We start from the raw sequence: 22,349 nt of genomic DNA on the forward strand, positions 1-22,349 counted from the left end.
TCCCGCACCCACTCCCGCACAGCTTGAACAGGCGCCCCCCGCGGTCGAGCCCGGGCTATGCTCGGAGAATGAGCTGGATCGAGCGCCTGCCCGCCCCGCCCGACACGCCTGCCTTCATCGGCTTCATCCTGGCCAGCGCGCTGGCTGCGGGCTGCGTGCTGGCCTTCGACTTCGTGCCGATCATCGACCACGTGAACCTCGCTTTCCACGAGGCCGGCCACCTGATCTTCGGCCTGTTCGGCGAGCTGATGCACTGGCTCGGCGGCACCCTCGCCCAATTCGTGTTCCCCATCGCCTGCGCGGTGCACTTCCTGCGCCGGGCACAGCTGCTGCAGGCCGCCGGTTGCGTACTCTGGGCGCTGGAGAACCTGCGCTACGTCGCCTTCTACCTCGGCGATGCGCGCACCCAGGCCCTGCCCTTGGTGGGCGGCGGCCAGCACGACTGGGCCTACCTGCTCGGCCGCTTCGGCCTGCTCGAGCAGGACCAGCGCATCGCGGGTCTGTTGGTCTTCCTGTGCTGGAGCGGCTGGATCGCCGTCTGTGCCGGCGTCACCTGGTGGTGGTGGCAGGGCCGCCGCGCCGAGATCGAAGCGGCCGCCGAACGCCGCCGTCAGGCCATCATCGAGGCGGCGCGCGAGCGCGCGCGGGAAAGCTCGCGCAGCGAGCCGCCGGGCGCCGGTCCGGTCTGAACCCGTGCAACGGCGCACGGGCGAGAGCGTCGTCCGGCAAATTCAACACTTCCGGCGCACCAGACTGGGCACAGCAACGGCCGCGGAGTCGCGCTAGTGTCGTATCAAGAAGCACCGCTGCCGCCATCGCAACGCGCAGGCGTCGCCGGGACAGAACGCGGGGAGGAGGCATCGCAACGCCATGGATACCAGGGAAAACGCTGGAACGACGCCGCAGACCTTGCGGGGCGTGCGATCCACCTCCGGATCGGGACACGTGGCGCGCGGAGCGTGCCGCCGCTTGTCCGTCATGCGCTGGATGCTTCTGACCTGCCTGGCAATCAGCAGCACGTCCGCGCCGGCCGAGCCACTGCGCATGCTGTTCATCGGCAACAGCTACACCTACACCCACAACTTGCCCGAGGTCTTCCGCCGGGTGGCCGCGGCACAGGACCGGGCCGTGGTCGTCAGCGCGGTGACCATCCCGGGTGCCGCCATCGAAGACCACTTCAGCACCGGCAACCTTCCGGACGCGCTCGAGGGCCAATGGGACTGGGTGGTGATGCAGCAGGGCCCGTCCTCGCTGCCGCAGAACCGTGTCCATCTGGTGCTATGGACCGCGGAGGTGGCGAGGCATCTAGACCCGTCGCGCACGCGGATCGTGATGTTCAGCGTCTGGCCGGCGCTCGAGCACGCCCACACCTGGGCAAATGCGGAAACCAGCTATGCGCAGGCGGCGTCGAAGTCGGGCGGCTGCCTGCTGCCCGCGGCGGCGGCCTGGCGCCTCGCCCTGGCCGAGAATCCGGGGCTGCCGCTCTACAGCGAGGACCGCCTCCATCCCAGCCGCGAGGGCACGCTGCTGACCGCGATCACGCTTGCCCGCGCGCTCTGGCCTGCCGCAGGAAAGGCGATCGATGACCGGCTGGCGCGGCAGTTCCGTGAGCAAAGCTGGCAGCCGGCGGTGCAGCTGGCGCCGGTGTTCTGGCGCCATGCCGCGCAGGCGGTGGCGGAGTCGCCGCCGCGCTGCGTTGACTGAGCCGCCTCAGTCGCGGGACTGCAGCTTGGACAGCAGGCGCAGCATCTCGATGTACAGCCAGACCAGGGTCACGACCAGGCCAAAGGCGCCGTACCACTCCATGTACTTCGGCGCGCCGGCCTCGACGCCGCTTTCGATGAAGTCGAAGTCGAGGACCAGATTGAGCGCGGCGACGGTGACCACCACCAGGGAGAAGCCGATCCCCATCCAGCCACTGTCGTGGATCAGGCCGAACTCGTAGCCGAAGAAGCCGGCGACGAAGTTGGCAAGGTAGATCAGGAAGATGCCGCCGGTGGCCGCGACCACGCCGAGCTTGAAGTTCTCGGTGGCCTTGATCAGGCCGCTGCGATAGGCGATCAGCATGGCCGCCATGGTGGCGAAGGTCAGGCCCGCGGCCTGCATGACGATGCCCGGGTACTTCGCCTCGAAGATGGCCGAGATGCCGCCGACGAAGAGGCCCTCGACCACGGCGTAGAGCGGCGCGGTGACCGGTGCCCAGGTCTTCTTGAACACGGTGACCAGGGCCAGCACCAGGCCACCGATGGCACCGAAAATGGCCAGCGGCATGACCTTGGAGACGCTCTCCGGACCGTCGTACTGGCTCCAGCAGAAGAAGGCGCCGAGCAGGACCAGGGCAAGCAGCACGCTGGTCTTGTTGACCGTACCCTCGAGGGTCATCACCCCACCTGCCCCGGCAGACCGCAGCTGGCCGCTGCCTACGTCGAGGAAGGTGTTGTCGTTGAGCGTGGGATTGCCGCTGCGCATGGACCGGGCTCCGCGTGGGGAAACGAGGTGCCGAGTGTACCCGAGCCCGCGGTGGGCGCACGGGGTGGGGCCGAGCGGCAGGTTTGGGCGCGAAGCAGACCTTCCGCAAAACCCGAATGTAGGAGCCAGCTTGCTGGCGGTCGTCCCATCCGGGGCGCCTATCGCCAGCAAGCTGGCTCCTACAGCGGGACCGGGGCGAATGCGAACTTCGCACCCGGAGCGCGCATCGCCCGCCCCCGGCGGCCGGGGCCGCCGGGGGGGCGACGGGTTCAGAACCAGATCGACAGTTCGACGCCGTAGACGCGCGGCTCGTTGACGAAGCCGGTGAGGTTGTTGAAGTCGATGCCGCCGACCGCTTCCTGCTCGTCGAAGATGTTGCGGCCGAAGGCGGCGATCTCGTAGAGGCCGTAGTTCCAGCGGTAGCCCACGCGCAGGCCGGCTTCCAGCAGCGGGTCGCCGGTGAACTCGGCCGACTCGTATAGGAAGAAATTGACCTCGCTGCGATAGGCCCAGTCGGTGAAGACGAAGAACTCGGCGTCGTCGCCGACCGGAATGCCGTAGCGGGCGGTCAGGTTGTAGATCCACTCCGGCGCCTGGGGCAGCGGGTTGCCGTCGATGGAGACCGTGCCGGGCACCGGACCGACCGGATCGAGCACGGTGCAGCCGCCGCCGCAGGGCTGCACGGCGAGGTCGCGGTCCTTGATCTCGGTGTGGTTGTAGCTGACGCCGGCGGTCATCAGCAGCTGGTCGGTGACATAGGCCTCGACATCCATCTCGAAGCCGTAACCTTCGGTTTCATCGGCATTGATCAGGGTGTTGAAGTTGGTGCCGCCGCCGACCGCGGTGAGCTGCTGGTCATCGATGGTGTAGGTGTAGATCGCGGCGTTGAGGCGGGCGCGGTTGTCGAACAGGTCGGCCTTCATGCCGAGTTCGTAGGACAACACGGTCTCCGAGTCGGCCACCGAGACCACATCGCCGAACAGCAGGCGGCCCTGGATGCTGGGCGCACGGAAGCCGCGGGCGATGCGGCCGTAGAGGTTGACGTCCTCATTCAGGCGATAGGTACCGGAGAGGTCCCAGCTGACGTCGGAGTCGTCCGGGCTGACGCTGATCGGGCCGATCGGACCGATGCCGAGGAAGGACAGCGGCGACTGCGTGCGCTCGGCGGTGAACTCCTTCTCGTCATGGGTGTAGCGCAGGCCACCGCGCAGGGTGAAGGCCTCGCTGACGTCGTAGTCGACCGAGCCGAACACCGCCCAGGCATCGTTCTCCTGCTGCTGGCGGGCGTACCCGTTGACCACGTCCCCGGCCAGGGTGTCGAAGTTGAAGCTGTCGATGCGCAGGTTCTCGGAGAAATAGAACACGCCGCCCTGCCAGTTGAGCGGACCCTCGTTCACCGACTCGAGGCGCAGTTCCTGGGTGAACTGGTGGTGCGAGGGCAGGCCGTCGCCGCTCTCCGCGGTGAACGGGATCAGGCCCGGGCCGAAGGGCGGGGCGAACACCGCGCCGAAGCCGCCGTCGATGTCACCGCGGGAGAAGGCGTCGACCGTCTCGTAGCCGGTGATCGAATGCAGCGAGTAGCCGTCGAAGTCCCAGCGCAGCTTGGCGATCGCGCCGAGCGCGTCGAGATCCTGCTCGTTGCGGCCGTCGATCGAGACCCGATCGCGCGCGAAGTCCGGACGGAGCTGGTTGGTCCCGGGCACGAACACGTTGGCGCGGAACAGCCGGGCGGTGCCGTCGAGCTTGCGGGCGTGGATGTTGAACAGGGCATCGAAGCCCTCGGTGCCGACGTACTGCAGCTGCCAGCGCGCGGCCTGCTCGTCGTAGCCCTCGAGGTCGCTGTTGGGACCGCCGCCGGTGTTGTCGACCCAGTCATTGCGCGACTGGCTGAGGAAGGAGAAACGGGTGCGCCAGGCCTCGTTGATCGGGCCACCGACGGCGCCTTCGACGTTCACCGAGTCGAAGCGGCCCAGCGCGAGCTGGCCGTAGCCACCGAACACCTCGTCAGGCAGGGCCGAGTTGAACTTGACCACGCCGGCCGGGGTATTGCGCCCGAACAGGGTGCCCTGCGGACCGCGCAGCAGCTCGACCTGGTCGAGGTCGAAGGCCGGGAAGCCCTTCAGGATCGGGTTCTCCAGCACGACGTCGTCATAGACCAGGGAGACCGGCTGCGAGGCGTTGACGTCGAAGTCAGTATTGCCAAGGCCACGCACGTAGAAGCGCGGGAAGGCGCGGCCGAAGCTGGATTCGATGTTGAGGCTGGGGAGACGCGAGGCAAGGAAGCGGATGTCCTCGCCGCCGGAACCGGCGATGTCGAGGCGATCGGCGCTGATCGCCGAGACCGCGATCGGCACTTCCTTGGCGTCCTCGACCTTGCGGGTGGCGGTCACCGAAACCGCGTCGAGCACCGCCGCCTTGTCGGCATCGGCCGGCTGGCCGCGCTCCTGGGCGGCGAGCGGTGCGGCCAGACCAAAGGCCACGGCGAAGGCGAGAAGCGAGGGGGCAAGCGGCGCACGAAGGGCGCGGGCGTTGGCGGCGGCGTCACGCATGGGGTCGGTCCTGTGATGGAAGGGGCAGGGCCGGCGCGTGGCGTCCCGGGGGTCGCCCTCCCCCGCGCCGGACGCCGGCATTGTACCCACCCCGCTCCGCCCCCGCCCCCGGCCCGGGGCCCCCCGGCGGGCGGAAAAACCCCCTACTCGCTGCGCAGGGCGGTGATCGGATCGAGCCTGGCCGCCTGGCGCGCCGGATACACCCCGAAGGCCAGGCCCACTGCGGTGCAGGACACCGCCGCCGCCAGCACCGGAAGCGGGGCCCAGGCCACCTGCCAGCCGGCGCCCCAGGCGATCAGGTAGGCCAGCAGGCCGCCGAACAGCACACCGGCCACGGCGCCGAGCACGCAGATGACCGCCGCCTCGCGCAGGAACTGCGCAACGATGTCCCGCTGGCGGGCACCGAGCGCGCGCAGCAGGCCGATCTCGCGACGCCGCTCCAGCACGTTGGCCAGCATGATGTTCATGATCCCGATGCCGCCGACCAGCAGGGACACTGCGGCGATCGCCGCCATCACGATGCGGAAGATGCGCTGGGTCTGCTGGTGCTGCTGGAACAGCTGGGCGGGAACGATCAGCTGGTAGTCCTCGACCCCGGCATGGCGCTGGTCGAGCAGGGCGCCGAGCACCTTGGCGCCGGGCGCGATGTGCTCGGGGCCGGCGACCCGCAACAGCAGCCGATCGATCTCGTCGTCCAGCGGCTGGAAGCGCAGCCGGGCGCGGGCGCTCCTCAGCGGAACGAAGATCCGGTTGCTCTCCAGGCCCAGCTGCACGCCCTCGAAGTCGGCCTTGGAGAAGTCGCGGTCCTCGAGCACGCCGATCACCTGCAGCCAGGCGTGGTTGAGCTTGATCGACTGGCCCACCGCACTGCCGTCGGGGAACAGGCTGGCCGCGGCCTGGTGGCCGAGCACGGCGACGGCGGCAAGGCCAGCCTCGTCGGCCGCCTCGAACAACCGCCCCTCGGCCACGCGCAGGGCCGACAGGGCGAAGTAGTCGGGGGTCACCGCGCTGGCCTTGGCATCGGAGCGGCGGCTGCCGGCCAGCACCTCATGGACGCGGAGGTCCTTTTCCGCGGCGACGGCGGTGGCCTCGGGCACCACCGCCAGCGCTGCCCGGGCATCGGCCATCGACAGGCCCAGCGAGCGCTGACGGCGCTCGCGCAGGGCATCCTGGTCGGCCGGCTGCGACTGCGCGATCAGGTTGTTCAGGCCGAGCCCCTCGACCAGGCGCAGGGCCTCGCGCTTGCTGCCCTCACCCACCGCCAGCATGGCGACGATGGCGCCCACGCCGAAAACCAGACCCAGCAGGGTGAGTCCGGTGCGCAGCTTGCGCCGGGACAGCTCCTCGAAAGCCTCGCGCCAGTCGCGCGGCAGGGCGGCGATCATGTGCGGTCTCCCGGCGCCTGCGGCACGAGCAGGACAGCTTCGCCGGCCTCGACGCCTTCGATCACCTCGGACCGACCCGGTCCGCGGACCCCCAGTTTCACCTCCCGGCGTTTCACCGATTCTCCGTCGAGGACGTCGACGAAGCGGCGACCGTTCTCGGCGACGACCGCAACGTTGGGCAGGCTGAGCGCCGATTCCGCCTCGCGCAGGATGATCCGCCCGAAGAAGGCCTGGCCCGGCACCCAGCCGCGCTCGCGGGCCAGTTCGGCCGGCACCTTGGCCTTCATCGCGATGGACTTCACCGGGTTGCCGCGGCCGCCGCGCTGCTGCGGCGCCGAGGCGACCCAGTGCAGCTCGGTGCGCAGAAGCTCGTCCGGGCGGCCGGCCGGATGCAGCTCGACTGCCTGGCCGACCTCGATGCCCTGGGCCTCCAGCTGCGGCAGGACCAGCTCGATCTCCAGCTCGGCCGGATCGGGCAGGGTGGCGAACTCGTGGCCGGCAAACAGCGAGGCGCCGAGCTTCGGCTTCTCGTTGCTCCAGTCGGTGCTCAGGACCAGCACGCCGTCATTCGGCGCGGTCAGCTCCAGCGCATCGAGATCGGCGCGGCGGCGGTTGGCGTTGAGGTCGAAGCTGGCCCGCTGCGAGTCGAGCACGGCCAGCTCGGCGCGGCCGCGCTCGGTGGCCTGGCCGCGCTTCCACTGCAGAACATCCTGTTTGGTGCCGAGGAAGCGCTGGTCCTGGATGGCGTCGAGGATCTCGTTGCGGGCGAACATCTCGAGGTCGGCATCGGCGTAGCGGGTGGCGATGGAGAGGTCGGTGGCGACCTGGGCGAGGTCGACGTCGACCCGCCCCTGCATGGTCTCCAGCTCGACCTGCTTGCTGGCCTTGGCCAGGGCGTTGCGCTGCAGGTCGAGCAGGGCCTTGGACAGCTCCAGCTCGCCCTGGTCGGCGGCGAAACGGGCGACCACCTCGCCGGCCTTGACCCGGCTGCCGTCGGGCTTCATCCAGACCAGCTGACGGCGCGACCACTGCTCACCCGGCACCAGCAGGGGCGTGGCCTTGGCCGACTTCAGCTCGCCCTCGGCCTCCAGCGCCAGGCGCAGCGGCGCCGCGCTGAGCACCTCGACGGCCGGGGTCGAATCGGGGGCGGAGGAGCAAGCGGCGAGCAGGCCGGCGAGCGCCAGCGCCGAGCTGCCCCGCAGGCGGTTGTAGCCAAGCGTCATGCGCCTTCCTCCTGAACATCCAGCTCCACGCGCACCGCCTGGCCCGGCTTGAGCCGGCCGAGGTCGCCCTCGACGGTGATCAGCAGTTCGACCACCGGCACCGGCTGCAGCCGCGAGCGCGAGCGCACGGTCTGGCCGATGCGGGCAAGGCTGCCGACGAGGCTGGCGCCGCTGCCCTCGACGGTGACCCGGGCCGGCTGGCCCTGGCGGACCTTGAGGTAGTCGACCTCGGGCAGGCTGGCGCGCACGGCGAGGGTGGCCGGATCGGGAATCTCGGCCACGGTCTGACCGCGCCAGACCTGGGAGCCGACGTCGAACTTCTCGCCGTTCCAGCTGCCGCGGTGCACCAGCAGGCCATCGCGCGGCGCCTTCAGCTGCAGGGCGGCGAGACCTTCCTCGGCCTGGGCCACCTCGCGACGCAGCTGGGCGATCTCGGCGTCGAGCATGGCGCGCTCCTGGCGACGCTGTTCGGCGGCCAGCAGCTCTCGACGCTCGGCCAGCGCGAGCAGGGCCTCATTGTGCTCGCGGTCGACCACCAGCTTGCGGTACTCGATGCCGCGCAGCAGGTCCTCGGGCTGGCTGGCCTTGCGCTGCGCCTTGTCGCGGTTGGCCCGCGCCTGCTCGGTGGCGATGCGCTCGTCGCGCTCACGGGCGGCGTGCTCAAGGGCCAGCTTCTCGCTCTGGCTGAGCTTCTCCTTCAGCGCCGACTGCTTCTGCTGCAGGGTGGTCTGCAGCTGGTTGCCGTCGAAGCCGAGCACCGGCTGGCCCTGCTTGACCGGGGTGCCGTCGGGGGCGAGGAAGGTGATGCTGTAGTTCCACATGCCTTCGATGGAGGGCGGCGCCAGCGAGGCGCTGCGCTGGGCGACGATCTCGCCCTCCAGGCGCAGCGGGCCATTGGCTGCGGCGACCAGCGGCAGCAGGGCGAGCAGGACGAACAGGCGCCTCATGCCGCACCCCCGGATTCGATGCGCACGCTCATGCCCGGAAGGGCGCCTTCCGGCGCGGGATCGAGCAGCCTGACGTCGATCTCGAAGTAGCGCCCGTCGCCCCACTGGGCTCGCGGCTCGGGTGCCCCGCTGATCCGCTCGATCCGACCGCGCACGGGTCGGCCGGGGAAGGCGTCGAAATGCAGCATCACCTCCTGTTCCATCGATACCCCGGCGCGGTCGGGCTCGAGCAGCCAGCCGCGCACCTCGAAGCCGCCCTCGCCGACCACTTCGCCGATCTTGGTCCCGGCGTGGGCCGAGGCGCCCTCCTCGTAGCGGGTACCGCGCCAGCTGTCGAAACCGTAGACCACCCGGCCACGGCTCTCGGCGCGCTGCTCGGCGTTCTCCACCTGGCTGCGGTGCCAGGCGAGGTCGGCGCGCAGCTTGTCGGCTTCGAGCGTGGCGTCGCGGCGCTTGCGGACGATCGCCTCGCGGGCGGCCGCCAGCTCTTCCTTCTTCAGCGCGGCCTCGCGGGTGGCGCGCTCCAGCTCGCCGCGGTAGCGGTCGTGATCCAGCGCCGACAGATGCTCGCGCGGAATGCCGGCGTCGATGCGCGCCCTCGACAGCGCCGCCTCGGCGTCAAGCAGGCCGCGTTCGGCGTCGGCCGCGGCGACTTGCAACACGGCCACGTCGCGGGCCACGGTGGCCTCCTGCAGGGCGAGCTGGGCCTCGAGCTGCAGCACCTGGGAGGCCGAATTGCCGGGGTCGATCCGGACCAGCACGTCGCCCGGTTCGACCAGCTCGCCCTCGGGGGCGACATAGCGCAGCACCACCGGGCTCGAACTGCTGGGCGGCACGATCACCGATTCGGACTGCAGGGCCTGCAGCTCGCCGGTGAAGGTGACGGCCACGGCCGGCAGGGCGAGCCCGCCGAGGAGCAGGAGCCCGAACAGCCTCCCCTTAACGCTGACGTTCATCGCTTTCCACCTTGCCGTCGCGCAGCCGCACCTGTCTTGGCGCATGCCGGGCAATGTCGTTGTCATGGGTGACCAGGACCACGGTCTGGCCGCTGGCGTGGACGCTGTCGATCAGCTCGAGCACGTTGGCCGCGCTCTTCGAATCGAGGTTGCCGGTCGGCTCGTCGGCGAGCAGCAGGGAGGGCTGCATGATCAGGGCACGGGCGATGGCGGCGCGCTGCATCTGTCCGCCGGACAGCTCCAGCGGCCGGTGCGCCCAGCGCTCGCCCAGACCGACCCGCTCGAGCAGGTCGCGGGCGCGCGGCTCGGCACCGGGGTCCGGCTCCTCGCAGTAGCGCCGCGGCAGCAGGACGTTCTCCAGCACCGACAGCCGCGGCAGCAGATGGAAGCTCTGGAAGACGAAACCGATGCGCCTGTTGCGGGTGGCGCTCAGCGCCTCGTCGTCGAGACCGGCGACGTCGATGCCGTCGAGCCGGTAGCTGCCCTCGTCCGGGCGGTCGAGGCAGCCGAGCAGGTTGAGCAGGGTCGACTTGCCGGAGCCGGAAGCCCCGGTGATCGCCACGTACTCGCCACGATCGATGTGCAGATCGACGCCGTCCAGGGCCCGCACCACCTGCCCGCTCATGGGGTAGCGCCGGCAGACGCCACGCAGTTCGATCATGGATTCCGGATTCCCGCAGCCGTGGACACCGCGGGGTGATACCACGACCGGGTGGGGAAGTTCCCTACCGTTCCTTGACGGAAGGCCCGGTCAGGCGCAGCCGCAGGGCAGCAGGTCCTCCCGGACGAGGGGCTCGGGCTTGGGCGGCGGCTGGCTGAGCGGGCCGCGGGCGGCGGCGTTGGCCACCGCGTTGCCGTAGCCGCGGGTAAAGCCGGGGTGCGCCCTGAGGCCGAACGGACCGACCACACCCTCGATCAGCAGCAGGCCCTTGTAGATCTCGGAAAGCTTCATTGCCATCTCCTTAGGTATTGAACATGGGGATACGATATTCAGGCGATGCCGCCCGTAGAAGCGACGTCTTCTCATGCCAGCCTTGAATGGGTTTCAATGATGAGCCGCCTTCCCCTGCATGCCCTGCGAGGCTTCGTGCTGGCCGCCCGGCACGGCAACCTGACCCGCGCCGCCGCCGCGGCCCACCTCACGGTGAGCGCGCTCAGCCACCAGATGCGCGGACTGGAAGAACGACTCGGCCGCACCCTGCTGGTCCGCGAGCCGCGCGGGGTCAGCCTGACCGAGGACGGTCGCGCCCTGCTCGAGCGCATCGCGCCGCATCTCGAGGCCATCGAGCAGGCGCTGCGCCCGTTTCCGGCACGCCGCGAGCACGTGCTGACGCTCAGCCTGCTGTCCTCGATGGCCAATGCCTGGCTGATGCCGCGCCTGCCCGGCTTCGTTGCCGAGCATCCAGACATCGAGCTGTCGCTGCGCTCGGACGTCGGCCTGGTGAACTTCGAGCGCGAACGGGAGATCGACGCCGCGCTGCGCTTCGGTCCGGGCCGCTGGCCCGGGGTGCAGGCGATGCACCTGTTCGATGACTGGCTGATGCCGGTGGCCAGCCCGGCCCTGCTTGCGCGGCTGGGCGTCGACCGCGACACGCCGATCGAGCGCCTGCCCCTGCTCGGTGATCCCGGTGGCCGCTGGGAGGACTGGTTCTGCTGCCACGTGCCGGGCTCGCCCCTGCCCCGCTTCGTCGCCCACCTCGACGATTCCGAAAGCCTGCACCGGGCAGCGGTCGAAGGCCTCGGCGTCGCGCTTGGCCGGATGATCATGGCCCGGCCGCTGATCGAGGCCGGGCACCTCGTCGCCCTGGGTGCCCAGCAGCTGCCGGCGGAGTGGTCGCATTACCTGGTCTGGCCGGCGCGCAGCGACGGCCACCCGGCCCTGCTGCGTTTTCGCGAGTGGCTCGCGACCCAGGCCGAGGCCTACCGGTCGAGCGCGCTGGCCTCGGCATCGCGAGGGTTTCTCCCGAGCCGCGACGTGTTGCAGTGCGGGGACGCTTCCACGAGAAACCGGATAGAATCGGCCCCAGAAGGGGAGTAGCTCCCGCCACCGCTATCGTCATCACGGGTCAACGACCCCGGTACGGTGGGCATCACAGGCAGATCGTGATGCGAGCAAGACCTTCGCCGCGATGGCGAAGGTATGCCCGGAGAACGGGAAATCAGCGACACGCGGACCCTCCCGCCAACTCCGGAATCGCTATGCAGACAATCGGCACGCCTGGCCTGTGGTCGGCTTTCCTGGTCCTCGTGGTGGTCGCGGTCGTCGTCGACCTGCTGGTCCTGCGTTCCAACGGCCCGCACAAGGTCAGCGCCCGCGAGGCCCTGAAGTGGTCGATGGCCTGGGTGGCCCTGGCCGCGGTGTTCAACCTTGGCCTGTGGTGGTATCTGGCCGAGACCGGGCCACGCGACATCGCCGATCACGTGGCGCTGGAGTTCCTCACCGGCTATCTGGTCGAGAAGGCGCTGGCGGTCGACAACATCTTCGTGTTCCTGATGCTGTTCAGCTATTTCGCGGTGCCGGCCGAGTTCCAGCAGCGCGCGCTGATCCTCGGCGTGATCGGCGCCATCCTGCTGCGCGCGATCATGATCTTCATCGGCGCCGCCCTGATCGCCCAGTTCCACTGGGTGCTCTACATCTTCGGCCTGTTCCTGCTGATCACCGGCGCCAAGATGCTCTGGGCCGCGGGACAGGAACCGGACATGGAGGAGAACCCGATCCTGCGCTTCCTCAACCGGCGACTGCCGCTGGTGCCGAACCTGCACGGCGAGCAGCTGTGGATCCGCCAGTCGGGCAAGCTGTTCTTCACCCCGCTGTTCGTGGTGCTGATCATGATCGGCATCACCGACGTGATCTTCGCCGTGGATTCGATCCCGGCGATCTTCGCCATCACCACCGACCCGTTCATCGTGCTGACCTCGAACGTGTTCGCCGTACTCGGCCTGCGTGCGCTGTACTTCCTGCTCGCCGACATGAAGGACCGCTTCCACCTGCTGGTCTACGGCCTCGCGCTGGTCCTGATGTTCATCGGCGCCAAGATGCTGCTGATGGACATCTACAAGGTGCCGATCGCCATCGCGCTGGCCGTCGTCGCCGCCACCATCACCACCTCGATGGTGCTGAGCGTGGTGATCCGGCCGCAGGGGCGCTGAGCACGCCTCTCCGGCGCGGCAGAGGTGCCGGCCCGGGTCGGCACCTATGACCTCGGAGGGCGGCTTCGGGCGCAAATCGGCCATTCATAGGGTGCGGCTGGCCGCACCGGGCGTACCCTCTGGACGCCCGTATCGGTGCGCCAAGGCAGACCCTATGGGGCTCGCTGACGCCCAACGAAGCCCGACTGTGGGAGTGCCCTTGGGCGCGACCGCAGCGCTACGGATTCACCATGGACGGCGGCCAGAGCGGATGTCCGCTGTCGCGCCCAAGGGCAGCACTCCCACAGAACATCGGCCCGCTGGATGCAACGGGGCGAATGCGAACTTCGCGCCCGCACCGACCATTGCTCCGGATCACGCGATGGCGCACGCGGGCTGAAGGGGCTTCGGTTGCGGCTCCCGCGTGGGGAGCCGCTCGGCCCGGGATATCCGGGTTAGCATTCCTGCTGCTTCCCCGCGGGACTCCCCATGCTCGATCCGGTCGTCTGGTTCTTTGTCCTTGGCGCCATCGCGCGGATGGTCGGCTCCGATCTGCGCCTGCCGGGCAGCGGCTCGGACAACCTCGCCCTGTTCCTGCTGCTGGCGATCGCGCTCAAGGGCGGCGCGCACATGGCGCAGAGCCCGATCGGCGCGGTGGCCGCGACCGCGGCATCCGGCGTCGTGCTGGCCTTGCTGATCACGGCCGGGCTGTTCTTTCTGCTGTACCGCGCGGCGCGCCTGGCGCGGCTGGACGCGGCGGCGGTCGCCGGCCACTACGGCTCGGTCTCGGTGGCGACCTTCACCGCCGCCACCAGCGAACTGACCCGGCTGGGCCTGGGCTACGAGCCCTTCCTGCCGGCGGTGCTGGCAGTGATGGAGGCCCCGGGCCTGATGCTGGCCCTGCTGCTGGCCGGCGGCGTCGCCGGCAAGCGCTGGTGGCACGACCTGATCGCCGGCAAGACCATCCTCGCCCTGCTCGGCGGGCTGGTGATCGGCGCGATGATCGGCGAGGAGGGTCTGGCCCCGCTGAAGCTGGTCTTCTTCGACGCCTTCAAGGGCATCCTCGCGCTCTACCTGCTGGATCTTGGCACGCGCGCCGCCGAACAGTGGGGACTGCTGCGCGGCCGCTGGCTGGTGTCCGCGGGCGTCGGCATCGGCGTGCCCCTGCTCGGCGGCCTGGTCGCCCTGCAGGTGGCGCAGTGGCTCTCGCTGTCGCAGGGCGGCCAGGTGCTGTTCGCCATCCTCGTCGCCAGCGGCTCCTACATCGCCGCGCCGGCGGTGTTTCGCCTCGCCCGGCCCGACGCCAACACCGCCTACGCGACGGCGCTCAGCCTCGGCCTCAGCTTCCCGTTCAACGTGCTGGTCAATGTGCCGCTGCTAATCCATCTCAGCGGCGGCGCGCCGGGCTGAGAAGGCCTCAGCCCTCGAGCAGGCGCGTCACCACGTCGTTGAGGTCGCGCGAGCGGGCGCCCTCGCGGATCCGCTTCAGGCTGGCCTCGGCCAGCGGCCGGCGCACGCTGTCCAGGCGCCGCCACTGCTCCAGCGCCGTAGCGAGGCGCGCGGAAACCTGCGGATTGATCGCGTCCAGCGCAACGACCTGTTCGGCGTAGAGTTCATAGCCGGCGCCGTCCTTGCGATGCATGGCCACCGGATTGCTGCGGCCGAAGGCGCCGAGCACGGCGCGCACGCGGTTGGGGTTGGTCGGCTGCCACAGCTCGCGATCGCCGAGCAGCGCGCGCACCTCGTCGAGGGTCTCGGGCTGCGGGCGGGTGACCTTGAGCCCGATCCACTTGTCGGTAACCAGCAGATCCTCGGCCCATTCGCTGCGGAAGGCCGCCAGCGCCTCCGGCGCGGCCGGCGCATCGAAGTGAAGTAGGCAGGCCAGGGCGCCCAGGCGGTCAGTCATGGTCCCGGCCTCGCGGAACTGCGTCGTGGCTGCGCGGGCCTCGGGATCGAGCCGGGTCAGCCAGGGCAGCAGCACGTTCTTCAGCCGCCGCGCGGCGGCCGCGGCCGGGCTCAGCGCATCGGGCTCGACCCGGGCCAGCGCGGCGTAGCGCGCGGCGGAGGCGTCGCTATGGGTCTCGGCGAGCAGATCGAGCAGGTCCTCGCGCTCCTTGATCAGAGCGTCGAAGTCGATCGCGCTGCAGGCGTCGGCCAGGGTGGCGACGTCGGGCAGGAGCAGGCATTCGGCGATGAAGGCGGGATCGGCGGCGGCATCCTTCAGCAGCTGTCCGCTGGCCTCGATCAGTGCATCACGATGCGCGGCCGAACGCTCGACGATGGCGGCGTGGGCCAGGCGCTGCATGGCATCCCAGCGCAGCAGCGGATCCTGCTCGACGCCGACCAAGCGGCCAAGCTCGGCGGCGCTGTAGGCGTAGCGCAGGCGCACCGGCGCCGACAGCCCGTGCAGGAAGGCAGGCAGCGGCTTGGCATCGAGACCATCCAGCTCGACCGTATGCTCGGCGCCGCGCAGTTCGAGCAGGCCCTCGCCGCGCTCGGCGTCGCCTTTCAGCCGCGCGCTGAGGTCACGCCCCTCGGCGTCGTAAAGGGCGATGCGCAGCGGCAGATGCAGCGGCTCCTTGTCCGGCTGTCCGGGAGTCGGTGCCGTGTGTTGTCGGATGCGCAGGCGGTAGCGGCCGCTGGCGGCGTCGAACTCGTCCTCGACCTCGACCTGGGGCGTACCGGCCTGCTCGTACCAGCGCTTGAACTGCGACAGGTCACGACCGCTTTCGACGGCGATCGCGGCCAGCAGGTCCTCGACCGTGGCCGACTGGCCATCATGCGTCGAGAAGTAGCGGTCGAGCGCACGGCGGAAGGTCGCCTCACCGACCAGGGTGTGCAGCATGCGGATTACTTCCGCACCCTTCTCGTACACCGTGGCGGTGTAGAAGTTGTTGATCTCGGCGTACTCCGGCGGGCGCACCGGGTGCGCCAGCGGGCCGGAGTCCTCGACAAACTGCCGCGCGCGCAGCAGGCGCACGTCGGCGATCCGCTTGACCCCGCGCGAGCGCAGGTCGGCGGTGAACTCCTGATCGCGGAAGACGGTGAGGCCTTCCTTGAGCGACAGCTGGAACCAGTCGCGCAGGGTGACCCGGTTGCCGCTCCAGTTGTGGAAGTACTCGTGGCCGATCACCGACTCGATGGCCTCGTAGTCGGCATCCGTCGCCGAGCGCGCATCGGCCAGCACGTAGCGGGCGTTGAAGATGTTCAGGCCCTTGTTCTCCATCGCCCCCATGGTGAAGTGCTGGGTGGCGACGATGTTGAACTGGTCGAGGTCGTAGGCGCGGCCGAATCGCTCCTCGTCCCAGCGCATGGCGCGCAGGGTGGCTTCCAGCGCGTACTGGCAGCGCGGCACGTCTCGTCGCTCGGCCCAGACGCGCACCTCGACCTTCCGGCCGTCCATCGTGGTGAACGGCGCCATGACGCAGTCGATGTCGCCGGCGACCACGGCGAACAGGTAGGCCGGCTTGGGATGCGGGTCATGCCAGCGCGCCCAGTGGCGGCCGTCCTCCAGCTCGCCGCTGCCCGTCGGATTGCCGTTCGACAGCAGCACCGGATAGCGGGCCTTGTCGGCGCGCAGTTCGACGTCGAAGCTCGACTGCACGTCCGGCTGGTCGATGAAGAAGGTGATCCGGCGGAAGCCCTCGGCCTCGCACTGGGTCAGCAGCATCGGACCGCTGACATAGAGGCCCTCCAGGCGCGTGTTGGCCTGTGGCGAGATGGCGACCGTGGTCTCCAGCACGCAGCGCGCCGGGGCGGAGGCGATCTCCAGCACGCCGTCGAGGTAGCGATACTCGCTGGCCCGCAGCACGCGGCCGTCGAGCCGCAGGCTGAGCAGGTCGAGCTCCTCGCCATGCAGGCGCAGCGGGGCATCATCCGCACCCAGCCGTTCCAGCTCGAGCCGGGCATTGACCAGGCTGCGCTCGGGATCGAGCTCGAAGACCAGCCGGGTATGCAGGATGCGCCAGTCGGGCGCCTGGTAGTCAGCGAGTCGGACGACGGACATGCGTGAATCGTAGGCCAGCGGAGAGAAGCCGGGGACCATACCACGCCTGCACTGAACCTCGCGGAGCGCCGCGCTATGCTCGGCCTCAGGCCTTTCCCGAGCTGCAGACCACCATGTCCCACGACGCCACGCCCGCCCGCGACCGGATCCTCGACTACTACGCCGCCTTCAACCGCGGCGACGCCGATGCCATGCTTGCCTGCCTCGCACCGGACGTCGTCCACGACATCAATCAGGGCGGCCGCGAGACCGGCCGCGAGGCCTTCGCCGCCTTCCTCGCCAGGATGGCGCGCTGCTATCGCGAACAGCTGCACGACATCGTGGTGATGGTCTCGGACGACGGCAGCCGCGCCGCGGCCGAGTACATCGTCGAAGGCGAGTACCTCAGCGACGACGAGGGCCTGCCGCCAGCCCAGGGGCAGCACTACCGGATTCCCGGCGGCGCCTTTTTCGAGCTCGGCGCGACGGGCATCCGCCGGGTCAGCAACTACTACAACCTGAGCGAGTGGATCGCCCAGGTCGAAGGCCGGGCCCGGCCGGCCGGCTGAACCCACAGCCGGCCGGGGAGGCGGACCACCAGGCCGCTCAGCGTCCGCCGGCGAACTTGCCGCCGAAGAAATTGCCCTCGTTCCAGCGCGGTGCATCGGCGGCATTGCCGACCCGCTGCCCGATGCGCGCGTTGAGCGTGGCGAGCTGGGCCGCAGTCGGGAAGTGGATCGACAGGTTGAGATCGTCGCTGGGCTGGTGGTAGTGGTTGCGCAGGAATCCATCGAGCTGCTCGCGACCATCGACCTCGGGCACGGTCGCGTGGATGCCGCCATCGAGATACACGGCGGGGATGCCGCGACGGACGAAGGCGAACTGGTCGGAGCGGACGAAGACGACTTCCTCGGGGAAGGGATCGGGCGTCAACGCAATGTCCAGCTCGGCCGCCGCGGCCTCCACCACCTGTTTCAGCGAGGTGTGCTCGATGCCGATCGGGATCACGTCCTTCTGCGGGCTGAGCATCACCGGCATGTCCATGTTGATGTTGGCCACGATGCGTCCGTCAAGGCCCGGCGAGTCGGCGAAGTGCTCGGCGCCCAGCAGGCCCTTCTCCTCGGCGGTGAGCGCCACGAACACCTGGCTGCGCGCCGCCCGTGGCGACAACGCGGCCAGGCGCGCGGTCTCGATCAGGATGCCGACGCCCAGCGCGTTGTCGAGCGCACCGTTGTAGATCGCATCCCCGTCGACCTCGGCGCCGATCCCGACATGGTCGAGATGGGCGGTGTAGACGATGTGCTCGGCAGCGCCGACCGCGTCCGAGCCGGGCAGCAGGCCGACCACGTTGTGGCTTTCGAGCGACGACAGGGTGGCAGCGCCGGACATGCGTGCAGTCAGCGGCAGCTCGACCGGCTTGAGGGTGCCGTCCTTGAGCTGGGCGAAGACCGCATCGGCGTCGAGCCCGGCTGCGGCGAACAGCTGCCGCGCGCCGTCAACGTTCAGCGAGGCGCTGCCGCGGATCTGCGGGAAGGTGTCGCGCGGGCGGCCGTCGGCGTCGCGCAGGCGCATGCTCGGCCGCGCCCAGTTGGCCGCGCCCCGTGCCCAGGGTGACTTGCCCTCGCGCTCGGGGTCGCCCAGATAGATCACCCCCACGGCGCCGCGCTCGCCGAGCAGGCGCAGCTTCTCGCGACCCGAGCTGTAGAAGGCGCGCTGGTCGTTGCCGAAACGCGCCGGCGCGCCGCTCAGCATGACCGCGATCTTGCCCTCGAGATCGACCCCGGCGAGATCGTCTTGCTCGTACTCCGGCGCGACCACCGCCTGGCCGACGAAGACCAGCGGCGCCTCCAGCGACCACTCGGGATTGTCGAAATTGACGCCCGGAAGGAAATCATCCTGGAAGTCGAAGCGGATCGGCTCACCGGCGCCGAGCAGGGTGAGCTCACCCTGGCGCAGGCGCTCGGCCTTCAGCAGGGGCACCGCCTGCAGCCAGCCGCCGTCGTCACCGCCCGGCACGAGGCCAGTCTGGGTGAACTGGCTGGCGACGTAGCGCGCCGCGATGTCGTAGCCGCGGGTGCCCGCCTCGCGGCCCTCGAGCAGATCGTCGGCAAGGAAGCGCACATGCGCCTCGACCTGCACGGCGGAGCCCGTCGGCGGCGCCGACGGCGCGCCATCGGGCACGCCGCAGCCGGCAAGCAGGAGGGCGGAGCAGAGCGGAAGCAGCGGTCGCAGCATGAAGGATCCCCGGATTGAGAGCCCGGGCACGTTACCAGCGCGCGGCGCGCAGCGCGCGTGATCGGACGCAGCGAGCGCTTGCCGCGGCACAGCGGCATTATCGTTCGAGCGGCAAGTTGGGCGTGAAACGGACGTTCGCCGCGGCTTCGGATCGGCGGGCTTTTCGTAGGAGCGGACATGGCCGCGACCGCGGAGGTTCGCTCTGGCCGCGGTCTGTGGAGAACACGCCACGCCGCGGTCGCGCCCATGTGCGCTCCTACAATCGGGCCTCGTTGCGCGTCGGCGGAGGCCCATAGGGTGTGCCTTGGCGCACCGGTACCGGCGCTCGGACGCTATGCCCGGTGCGGCCAGCCGCACCCTATGAAGGTCTTCTTCGCGCCCTTCTGGCCCGTCTAGAACCCGCCCCCTCTGACCGGATTCCCGCAATACAACGACACCCGACTGTGGGAGCGTCCGTGGGCGCGACCGCGGAGTTCCGCTCTGGCCGCGGTCTGTGGTGAATCCGATGCGCTGCGGTCGCGCCCAAGGGCGCTCCCACGTTCGGGATTCATTGCGCGTCGGCGGAGGCCCATAGGGTGTGCCTTGGCGCACCGGTACCGGCGCTCGGACGCTACGCCCGGTGCGGCCAGCCGCACCCTATGCATGTCTTCCTCGCGCCCCGATTGGACCTGACGGTTATCGCCCCCTATGCGCCCAGCCGGTCGCGCAGGTCATACCACCAGGCGCCCAACGCGGTGAACGGGATGCGGAACATGCGCCCGCCCGGGAATGGATAGTGCGGCAGCGAGGCAAAGGCGTCGAAGCGTTCGGCCTGGCCCTGCAGCGCCTCGGAGAGCACGCGGCCGATCAGGTGGGTGTAGGTGACGCCGTGGCCGGAGCAGCCCTGCGAGTAGTAGATGGTGTCATCCAGTCGGCCGACCTGCGGAAGGCGCGACAGGGTGAGCAGGAAGTTGCCGGTCCAGGCGTAGTCGATCTTCACCCCGGCGAGCTGGGGAAAGGTCTTCTCGAGGTTCGGCCGGATCAGCTGTTCGATGCGCGCGGGATCGCGGGCGCCGTAGATGACGCCACCGCCGAAGATCAGCCGCCTGTCCGCGCTCAGCCGGTAGTAATCGAGCAGGAAGTTGTTGTCCTCGACGCAATGGTCGGTTGGGAGGACCTCCTTCCAGCGTTCGCCGAGGGGCTCGGTTGCCACCACCTGGGTGCCGCAGGGCATCGACTTGGCCGCCAGCTGCGGCTCGAGGTCGCCGATATAGGCGTTGCAGGCCACGATGACGTAGCGCGCGCGCACCTGGCCCCCGCCGGTATGCACCACCGGCCGCTCGCCGCGCTCGATGCGCAGCACCTTCGATGCTTCACATATGGTTCCACCGAGACTCTCCAGAGCGGCCGCTTCGCCGAGGGCGAGGTTCAGCGGGTGGATGTGCCCGCCGCTGCGGTCGACCAGGATCGCCTCGTAGGCGTCGCTGCCGATATGCCGATGCACGCCGCCACGGTCCAGCAGCTCGAGCTGGTCATTGCCGTAGCGCTCCCACAGCCCCTTGTGGTGTTCCAGATCCCGGACCTTGCGGCGCGTCTTCGCGGCGTAGATGCCACCGCCCTTCAGGTCGCACTGGATGCCGTACTTCGCCACTCGCTCGCGGATGATCCGCGCGCCCTCGAAGGCCATGCCCCCCAGCGCACGGGCGGCGTCGGCGCCGTGCCGCGCCTCGATGACGTCCATGTCGCGCGAGTAGCTGTGCACGATCTGCCCGCCGTTGCGGCCCGACGCGCCCCAGCCGACCCGGGCGGCCTCCAGCACGACTACCCGAAAGCCGGCCTCGGCAAGGAACAGCCCGGAGGACAGCCCGGTATAGCCCGCCCCGATGATGCAGACATCGGCCTCGTGCGCACCCGCGAGTGGCGGACGCGGCGGCGAGTCGTTCGCACTGGCTGCGTAGTAGCTGGGGGCGTGGGACGTGGTCATCGGCAGGCTCCGCGGGCAAGCGTCGATGCTAACCGGTCAAGGGGCGCGGGTTGGTCGAGGCCTGCGCAGGGGCGGGGGCAGGGTTGGGCGCAAAGCAGACCTTCCGCATAACCCGCAGTAGGAGCCAGCTTGCTGGCGATCGTCCCATCCGGGGCGCCTATTGCCAGCAAGCTGGCTCCTACACGCAAGGGCGCCGATAGGTCCGGTTTGCGCCCTTCTGGCGCGTCGGAATCCCGCCCCCTTCGACCGCATTCTCGCAATCCAGCGAGACCCGACTGTGGGAGCGCCCTTGGGCGCGACCGCAGCGTTACGGATTCACCACAGACCATGGGCAGAGCGGATCTCCGCGGTCGCGCCCAAGGGCACTCCCACAGAACATCGGCCCAATTTATGCACCGAGGCGAATGCGAACTTCGCGCCCGTCGTGTGCGTACATCCCCCCAAAACACGAACGCCCGGCGGTGCCGGGCGTCGTGGGTGCGGCCGGCGGGGTCGATCAGGCCGGCTTGCGGAAGCGCAGGGTCATCCGGTCGGACTCGCCGATCGCCTGATACTTGGCGGCATCGGCCTCGTCGTGGCGGTTGCTCGGCGGCAGGGTCCAGACGCCGTTGGGATGGTCCTTGGTATCGAGCGGATTGGCATTGATCTCGCTCTTCTCCTCCAGCACGAAGCCGGCATCGGTGGCGAGCTTGATCACCTGGGCCTCGCTCATGTATCCGGAGCGGTCGCCGGCGGGCACGTCGGCATTGGCGCGGTGCTCGACCACGCCCAGCACGCCGCCCGGCTTGAGCACGGCGAAGAAGGCGCCGAACATGCCGGGGGCGCTGCCATTGTTCATCCAGTTGTGCACGTTGCGGAAGGTCAGCACCGCGTCGGCGGTGCCGGCAGCGCCGAGCGAGGGGGCGTTGCTGTCGAACTCGATCAGCTGGGTTTTGCCGAACTGGTCGGGCGCGGCGCCGAACTTGCTGCGAAGCTGCTCGTTGCTGCGCGAGTAATAGTCCCGAGCGCCCTCGCTGCTGGCCGAGGACGGGTCGATGATGGCGCCGACATAGCGGCCCTGCGGCGCAAGCCAGGGTGCGAGGATTTCCGCGTACCAGCCGCCGCCGGGGGTGATCTCGATCACCGTCATGTCAGGGCGGATGCCGAAGAACTCCAGGGTCTCCTTGGGATGACGGTAGGCGTCGCGGGCGGCGCTTTCGGCGCGCCAGCTGCCCGCGATGATCTCCTCGAGGGGCGCTGCGGCGGGCGCCGCGGGCTCGGCCGGCGCAGCGGCTTCGGCCGGGGCAGCCGGCGGAGCGGCCTGCCCGGCCGGATCGGATGTCTGGCCGCCGCAGGCGGCGAGGGCGGCGATCAGGGACACGACTAGCAGTTTGCGCATGGCGGGCAGGCTCCGGATGAAAGGCGGCAAGCCTATCAGCGTTTTCGTTACCGGGGAGTGGACGGGCGCCGAAGCGTGCGGGTTCCCGGGCGGCGAGGGACAGGGCAAGGGGAGCTGCCCTGTCCCCGCG

The 22,349-nt window shown here is 69.8% G+C and carries 18 protein-coding genes; 6 read left to right on the forward strand and 12 right to left on the reverse strand.

Going from position 1 to position 22,349, the window contains the following annotated elements; all coding sequences use genetic code 11:
• Positions 1–68 precede the first annotated feature (68 nt).
• Both M0G41_RS01690 and M0G41_RS01695 read left to right on the forward strand, forming a co-directional pair.
• The gene (locus M0G41_RS01690; protein ID WP_248204500.1) at positions 69–689 is read left to right on the forward strand and encodes a hypothetical protein; all 621 of its coding nucleotides are present in this window, start codon (positions 69–71) and stop codon (positions 687–689) included.
• 289 nt (positions 690–978) lie between these two features.
• Positions 979–1,704: an SGNH/GDSL hydrolase family protein gene (locus M0G41_RS01695; RefSeq protein WP_248204501.1), complete on the forward strand. Its 726-nt coding sequence runs from the start codon at positions 979–981 to the stop codon at positions 1,702–1,704.
• Between the two features lie 6 nt (positions 1,705–1,710).
• Here M0G41_RS01695 and M0G41_RS01700 read toward each other — a convergent pair whose 3' ends face one another.
• From M0G41_RS01700 to M0G41_RS01735, 8 genes are all read right to left on the reverse strand, one after another.
• Positions 1,711–2,469, reverse strand: a complete 759-nt coding sequence (locus M0G41_RS01700; protein WP_248204503.1) for a Bax inhibitor-1/YccA family protein — start codon at positions 2,467–2,469, stop codon at positions 1,711–1,713.
• Positions 2,470–2,738: 269 nt separating this feature from the next.
• Positions 2,739–5,018 carry a TonB-dependent receptor gene (locus M0G41_RS01705; protein WP_248204505.1) on the reverse strand — a complete coding sequence of 760 codons (2,280 nt, stop codon included), beginning with the start codon at positions 5,016–5,018 and terminating at the stop codon, positions 2,739–2,741.
• Between the two features lie 143 nt (positions 5,019–5,161).
• Positions 5,162–6,403 (reverse strand): ABC transporter permease, encoded by a 1,242-nt coding sequence (locus tag M0G41_RS01710; RefSeq protein ID WP_248204507.1) that lies wholly within the window; start codon positions 6,401–6,403, stop codon positions 5,162–5,164.
• Positions 6,400–7,626 (reverse strand): efflux RND transporter periplasmic adaptor subunit, encoded by a 1,227-nt coding sequence (locus tag M0G41_RS01715; protein ID WP_248204508.1) that lies wholly within the window; start codon positions 7,624–7,626, stop codon positions 6,400–6,402. The genes M0G41_RS01710 and M0G41_RS01715 overlap by 4 nt, the downstream gene beginning before the upstream one ends.
• The gene (locus tag M0G41_RS01720) at positions 7,623–8,573 is read right to left on the reverse strand and encodes an HlyD family secretion protein (RefSeq protein WP_248204510.1); all 951 of its coding nucleotides are present in this window, start codon (positions 8,571–8,573) and stop codon (positions 7,623–7,625) included. The genes M0G41_RS01715 and M0G41_RS01720 overlap by 4 nt, the downstream gene beginning before the upstream one ends.
• Positions 8,570–9,529, reverse strand: coding sequence for an HlyD family secretion protein (locus M0G41_RS01725; protein ID WP_248204511.1), 960 nt, complete (start codon positions 9,527–9,529; stop codon positions 8,570–8,572). The genes M0G41_RS01720 and M0G41_RS01725 overlap by 4 nt, the downstream gene beginning before the upstream one ends.
• The gene (locus tag M0G41_RS01730) at positions 9,513–10,190 is read right to left on the reverse strand and encodes an ABC transporter ATP-binding protein (protein ID WP_248204514.1); all 678 of its coding nucleotides are present in this window, start codon (positions 10,188–10,190) and stop codon (positions 9,513–9,515) included. The genes M0G41_RS01725 and M0G41_RS01730 overlap by 17 nt, the downstream gene beginning before the upstream one ends.
• Positions 10,191–10,280: 90 nt before the next feature.
• Entirely contained in the window at positions 10,281–10,481 is a 201-nt protein-coding gene (locus M0G41_RS01735) for a hypothetical protein (RefSeq protein ID WP_248204517.1), read from the reverse strand.
• Between the two features lie 99 nt (positions 10,482–10,580).
• Between M0G41_RS01735 and M0G41_RS01740 the strand changes: the two genes are divergently transcribed.
• The 3 genes from M0G41_RS01740 to M0G41_RS01750 all read left to right on the forward strand — a co-directional run bounded on the left by M0G41_RS01740 (position 10,581) and on the right by M0G41_RS01750 (position 14,068).
• Positions 10,581–11,567 carry a LysR substrate-binding domain-containing protein gene (locus tag M0G41_RS01740; RefSeq protein WP_248204519.1) on the forward strand — a complete coding sequence of 329 codons (987 nt, stop codon included), beginning with the start codon at positions 10,581–10,583 and terminating at the stop codon, positions 11,565–11,567.
• Between the two features lie 161 nt (positions 11,568–11,728).
• Positions 11,729–12,679 carry a TerC family protein gene (locus M0G41_RS01745; RefSeq protein WP_248204521.1) on the forward strand — a complete coding sequence of 317 codons (951 nt, stop codon included), beginning with the start codon at positions 11,729–11,731 and terminating at the stop codon, positions 12,677–12,679.
• Between the two features lie 468 nt (positions 12,680–13,147).
• Positions 13,148–14,068: a sodium-dependent bicarbonate transport family permease gene (locus tag M0G41_RS01750; protein WP_248204522.1), complete on the forward strand. Its 921-nt coding sequence runs from the start codon at positions 13,148–13,150 to the stop codon at positions 14,066–14,068.
• 7 nt (positions 14,069–14,075) lie between these two features.
• Here M0G41_RS01750 and pepN read toward each other — a convergent pair whose 3' ends face one another.
• Positions 14,076–16,664, reverse strand: a complete 2,589-nt coding sequence (gene pepN, locus M0G41_RS01755) for an aminopeptidase N (protein WP_248204524.1) — start codon at positions 16,662–16,664, stop codon at positions 14,076–14,078.
• Between the two features lie 113 nt (positions 16,665–16,777).
• On the opposite strand from pepN, the gene M0G41_RS01760 reads away from it, so the two are divergent.
• Positions 16,778–17,212 (forward strand): ketosteroid isomerase-related protein, encoded by a 435-nt coding sequence (locus M0G41_RS01760; protein WP_248204526.1) that lies wholly within the window; start codon positions 16,778–16,780, stop codon positions 17,210–17,212.
• A 37-nt stretch (positions 17,213–17,249) separates the two neighbouring features.
• On the opposite strand, the gene M0G41_RS01765 is transcribed toward M0G41_RS01760, so the two are convergent.
• The 3 genes from M0G41_RS01765 to M0G41_RS01775 form a co-directional block, all read right to left on the reverse strand.
• Positions 17,250–18,878: a M28 family metallopeptidase gene (locus tag M0G41_RS01765; protein ID WP_248204528.1), complete on the reverse strand. Its 1,629-nt coding sequence runs from the start codon at positions 18,876–18,878 to the stop codon at positions 17,250–17,252.
• 685 nt (positions 18,879–19,563) lie between these two features.
• On the reverse strand, positions 19,564–20,841 hold the full coding sequence (locus tag M0G41_RS01770; protein ID WP_248204530.1) for an NAD(P)/FAD-dependent oxidoreductase: 1,278 nt from the start codon (positions 20,839–20,841) through the stop codon (positions 19,564–19,566).
• 496 nt (positions 20,842–21,337) lie between these two features.
• Complete coding sequence (locus M0G41_RS01775) at positions 21,338–22,195, reverse strand: class I SAM-dependent methyltransferase (RefSeq protein ID WP_425511223.1); 858 nt, start codon at positions 22,193–22,195, stop codon at positions 21,338–21,340.
• Positions 22,196–22,349 lie beyond the last annotated feature (154 nt).

Source organism: Pseudomarimonas salicorniae (assembly GCF_023156535.1).
GTDB lineage: Bacteria > Pseudomonadota > Gammaproteobacteria > Xanthomonadales > Xanthomonadaceae > Pseudomarimonas > Pseudomarimonas salicorniae.

What these genes read in the sequence shown, in the direction of transcription:
- M0G41_RS01690 (WP_248204500.1), top strand. Translation starts at nt 69, where the DNA reads ATGAGCTGGATCGAGCGCCTGCCCGCCCCGCCCGACACGCCTGCCTTC.
- M0G41_RS01695 (WP_248204501.1), top strand. Translation starts at nt 979, where the DNA reads ATGCGCTGGATGCTTCTGACCTGCCTGGCAATCAGCAGCACGTCCGCG.
- M0G41_RS01700 (WP_248204503.1), bottom strand. Translation starts at nt 2,469, where the DNA reads ATGCGCAGCGGCAATCCCACGCTCAACGACAACACCTTCCTCGACGTA.
- M0G41_RS01705 (WP_248204505.1), bottom strand. Translation starts at nt 5,018, where the DNA reads ATGCGTGACGCCGCCGCCAACGCCCGCGCCCTTCGTGCGCCGCTTGCC.
- M0G41_RS01710 (WP_248204507.1), bottom strand. Translation starts at nt 6,403, where the DNA reads ATGATCGCCGCCCTGCCGCGCGACTGGCGCGAGGCTTTCGAGGAGCTG.
- M0G41_RS01715 (WP_248204508.1), bottom strand. Translation starts at nt 7,626, where the DNA reads ATGACGCTTGGCTACAACCGCCTGCGGGGCAGCTCGGCGCTGGCGCTC.
- M0G41_RS01720 (WP_248204510.1), bottom strand. Translation starts at nt 8,573, where the DNA reads ATGAGGCGCCTGTTCGTCCTGCTCGCCCTGCTGCCGCTGGTCGCCGCA.
- M0G41_RS01725 (WP_248204511.1), bottom strand. Translation starts at nt 9,529, where the DNA reads ATGAACGTCAGCGTTAAGGGGAGGCTGTTCGGGCTCCTGCTCCTCGGC.
- M0G41_RS01730 (WP_248204514.1), bottom strand. Translation starts at nt 10,190, where the DNA reads ATGATCGAACTGCGTGGCGTCTGCCGGCGCTACCCCATGAGCGGGCAG.
- M0G41_RS01735 (WP_248204517.1), bottom strand. Translation starts at nt 10,481, where the DNA reads ATGAAGCTTTCCGAGATCTACAAGGGCCTGCTGCTGATCGAGGGTGTG.
- M0G41_RS01740 (WP_248204519.1), top strand. Translation starts at nt 10,581, where the DNA reads ATGAGCCGCCTTCCCCTGCATGCCCTGCGAGGCTTCGTGCTGGCCGCC.
- M0G41_RS01745 (WP_248204521.1), top strand. Translation starts at nt 11,729, where the DNA reads ATGCAGACAATCGGCACGCCTGGCCTGTGGTCGGCTTTCCTGGTCCTC.
- M0G41_RS01750 (WP_248204522.1), top strand. Translation starts at nt 13,148, where the DNA reads ATGCTCGATCCGGTCGTCTGGTTCTTTGTCCTTGGCGCCATCGCGCGG.
- pepN (WP_248204524.1), bottom strand. Translation starts at nt 16,664, where the DNA reads ATGTCCGTCGTCCGACTCGCTGACTACCAGGCGCCCGACTGGCGCATC.
- M0G41_RS01760 (WP_248204526.1), top strand. Translation starts at nt 16,778, where the DNA reads ATGTCCCACGACGCCACGCCCGCCCGCGACCGGATCCTCGACTACTAC.
- M0G41_RS01765 (WP_248204528.1), bottom strand. Translation starts at nt 18,878, where the DNA reads ATGCTGCGACCGCTGCTTCCGCTCTGCTCCGCCCTCCTGCTTGCCGGC.
- M0G41_RS01770 (WP_248204530.1), bottom strand. Translation starts at nt 20,841, where the DNA reads ATGACCACGTCCCACGCCCCCAGCTACTACGCAGCCAGTGCGAACGAC.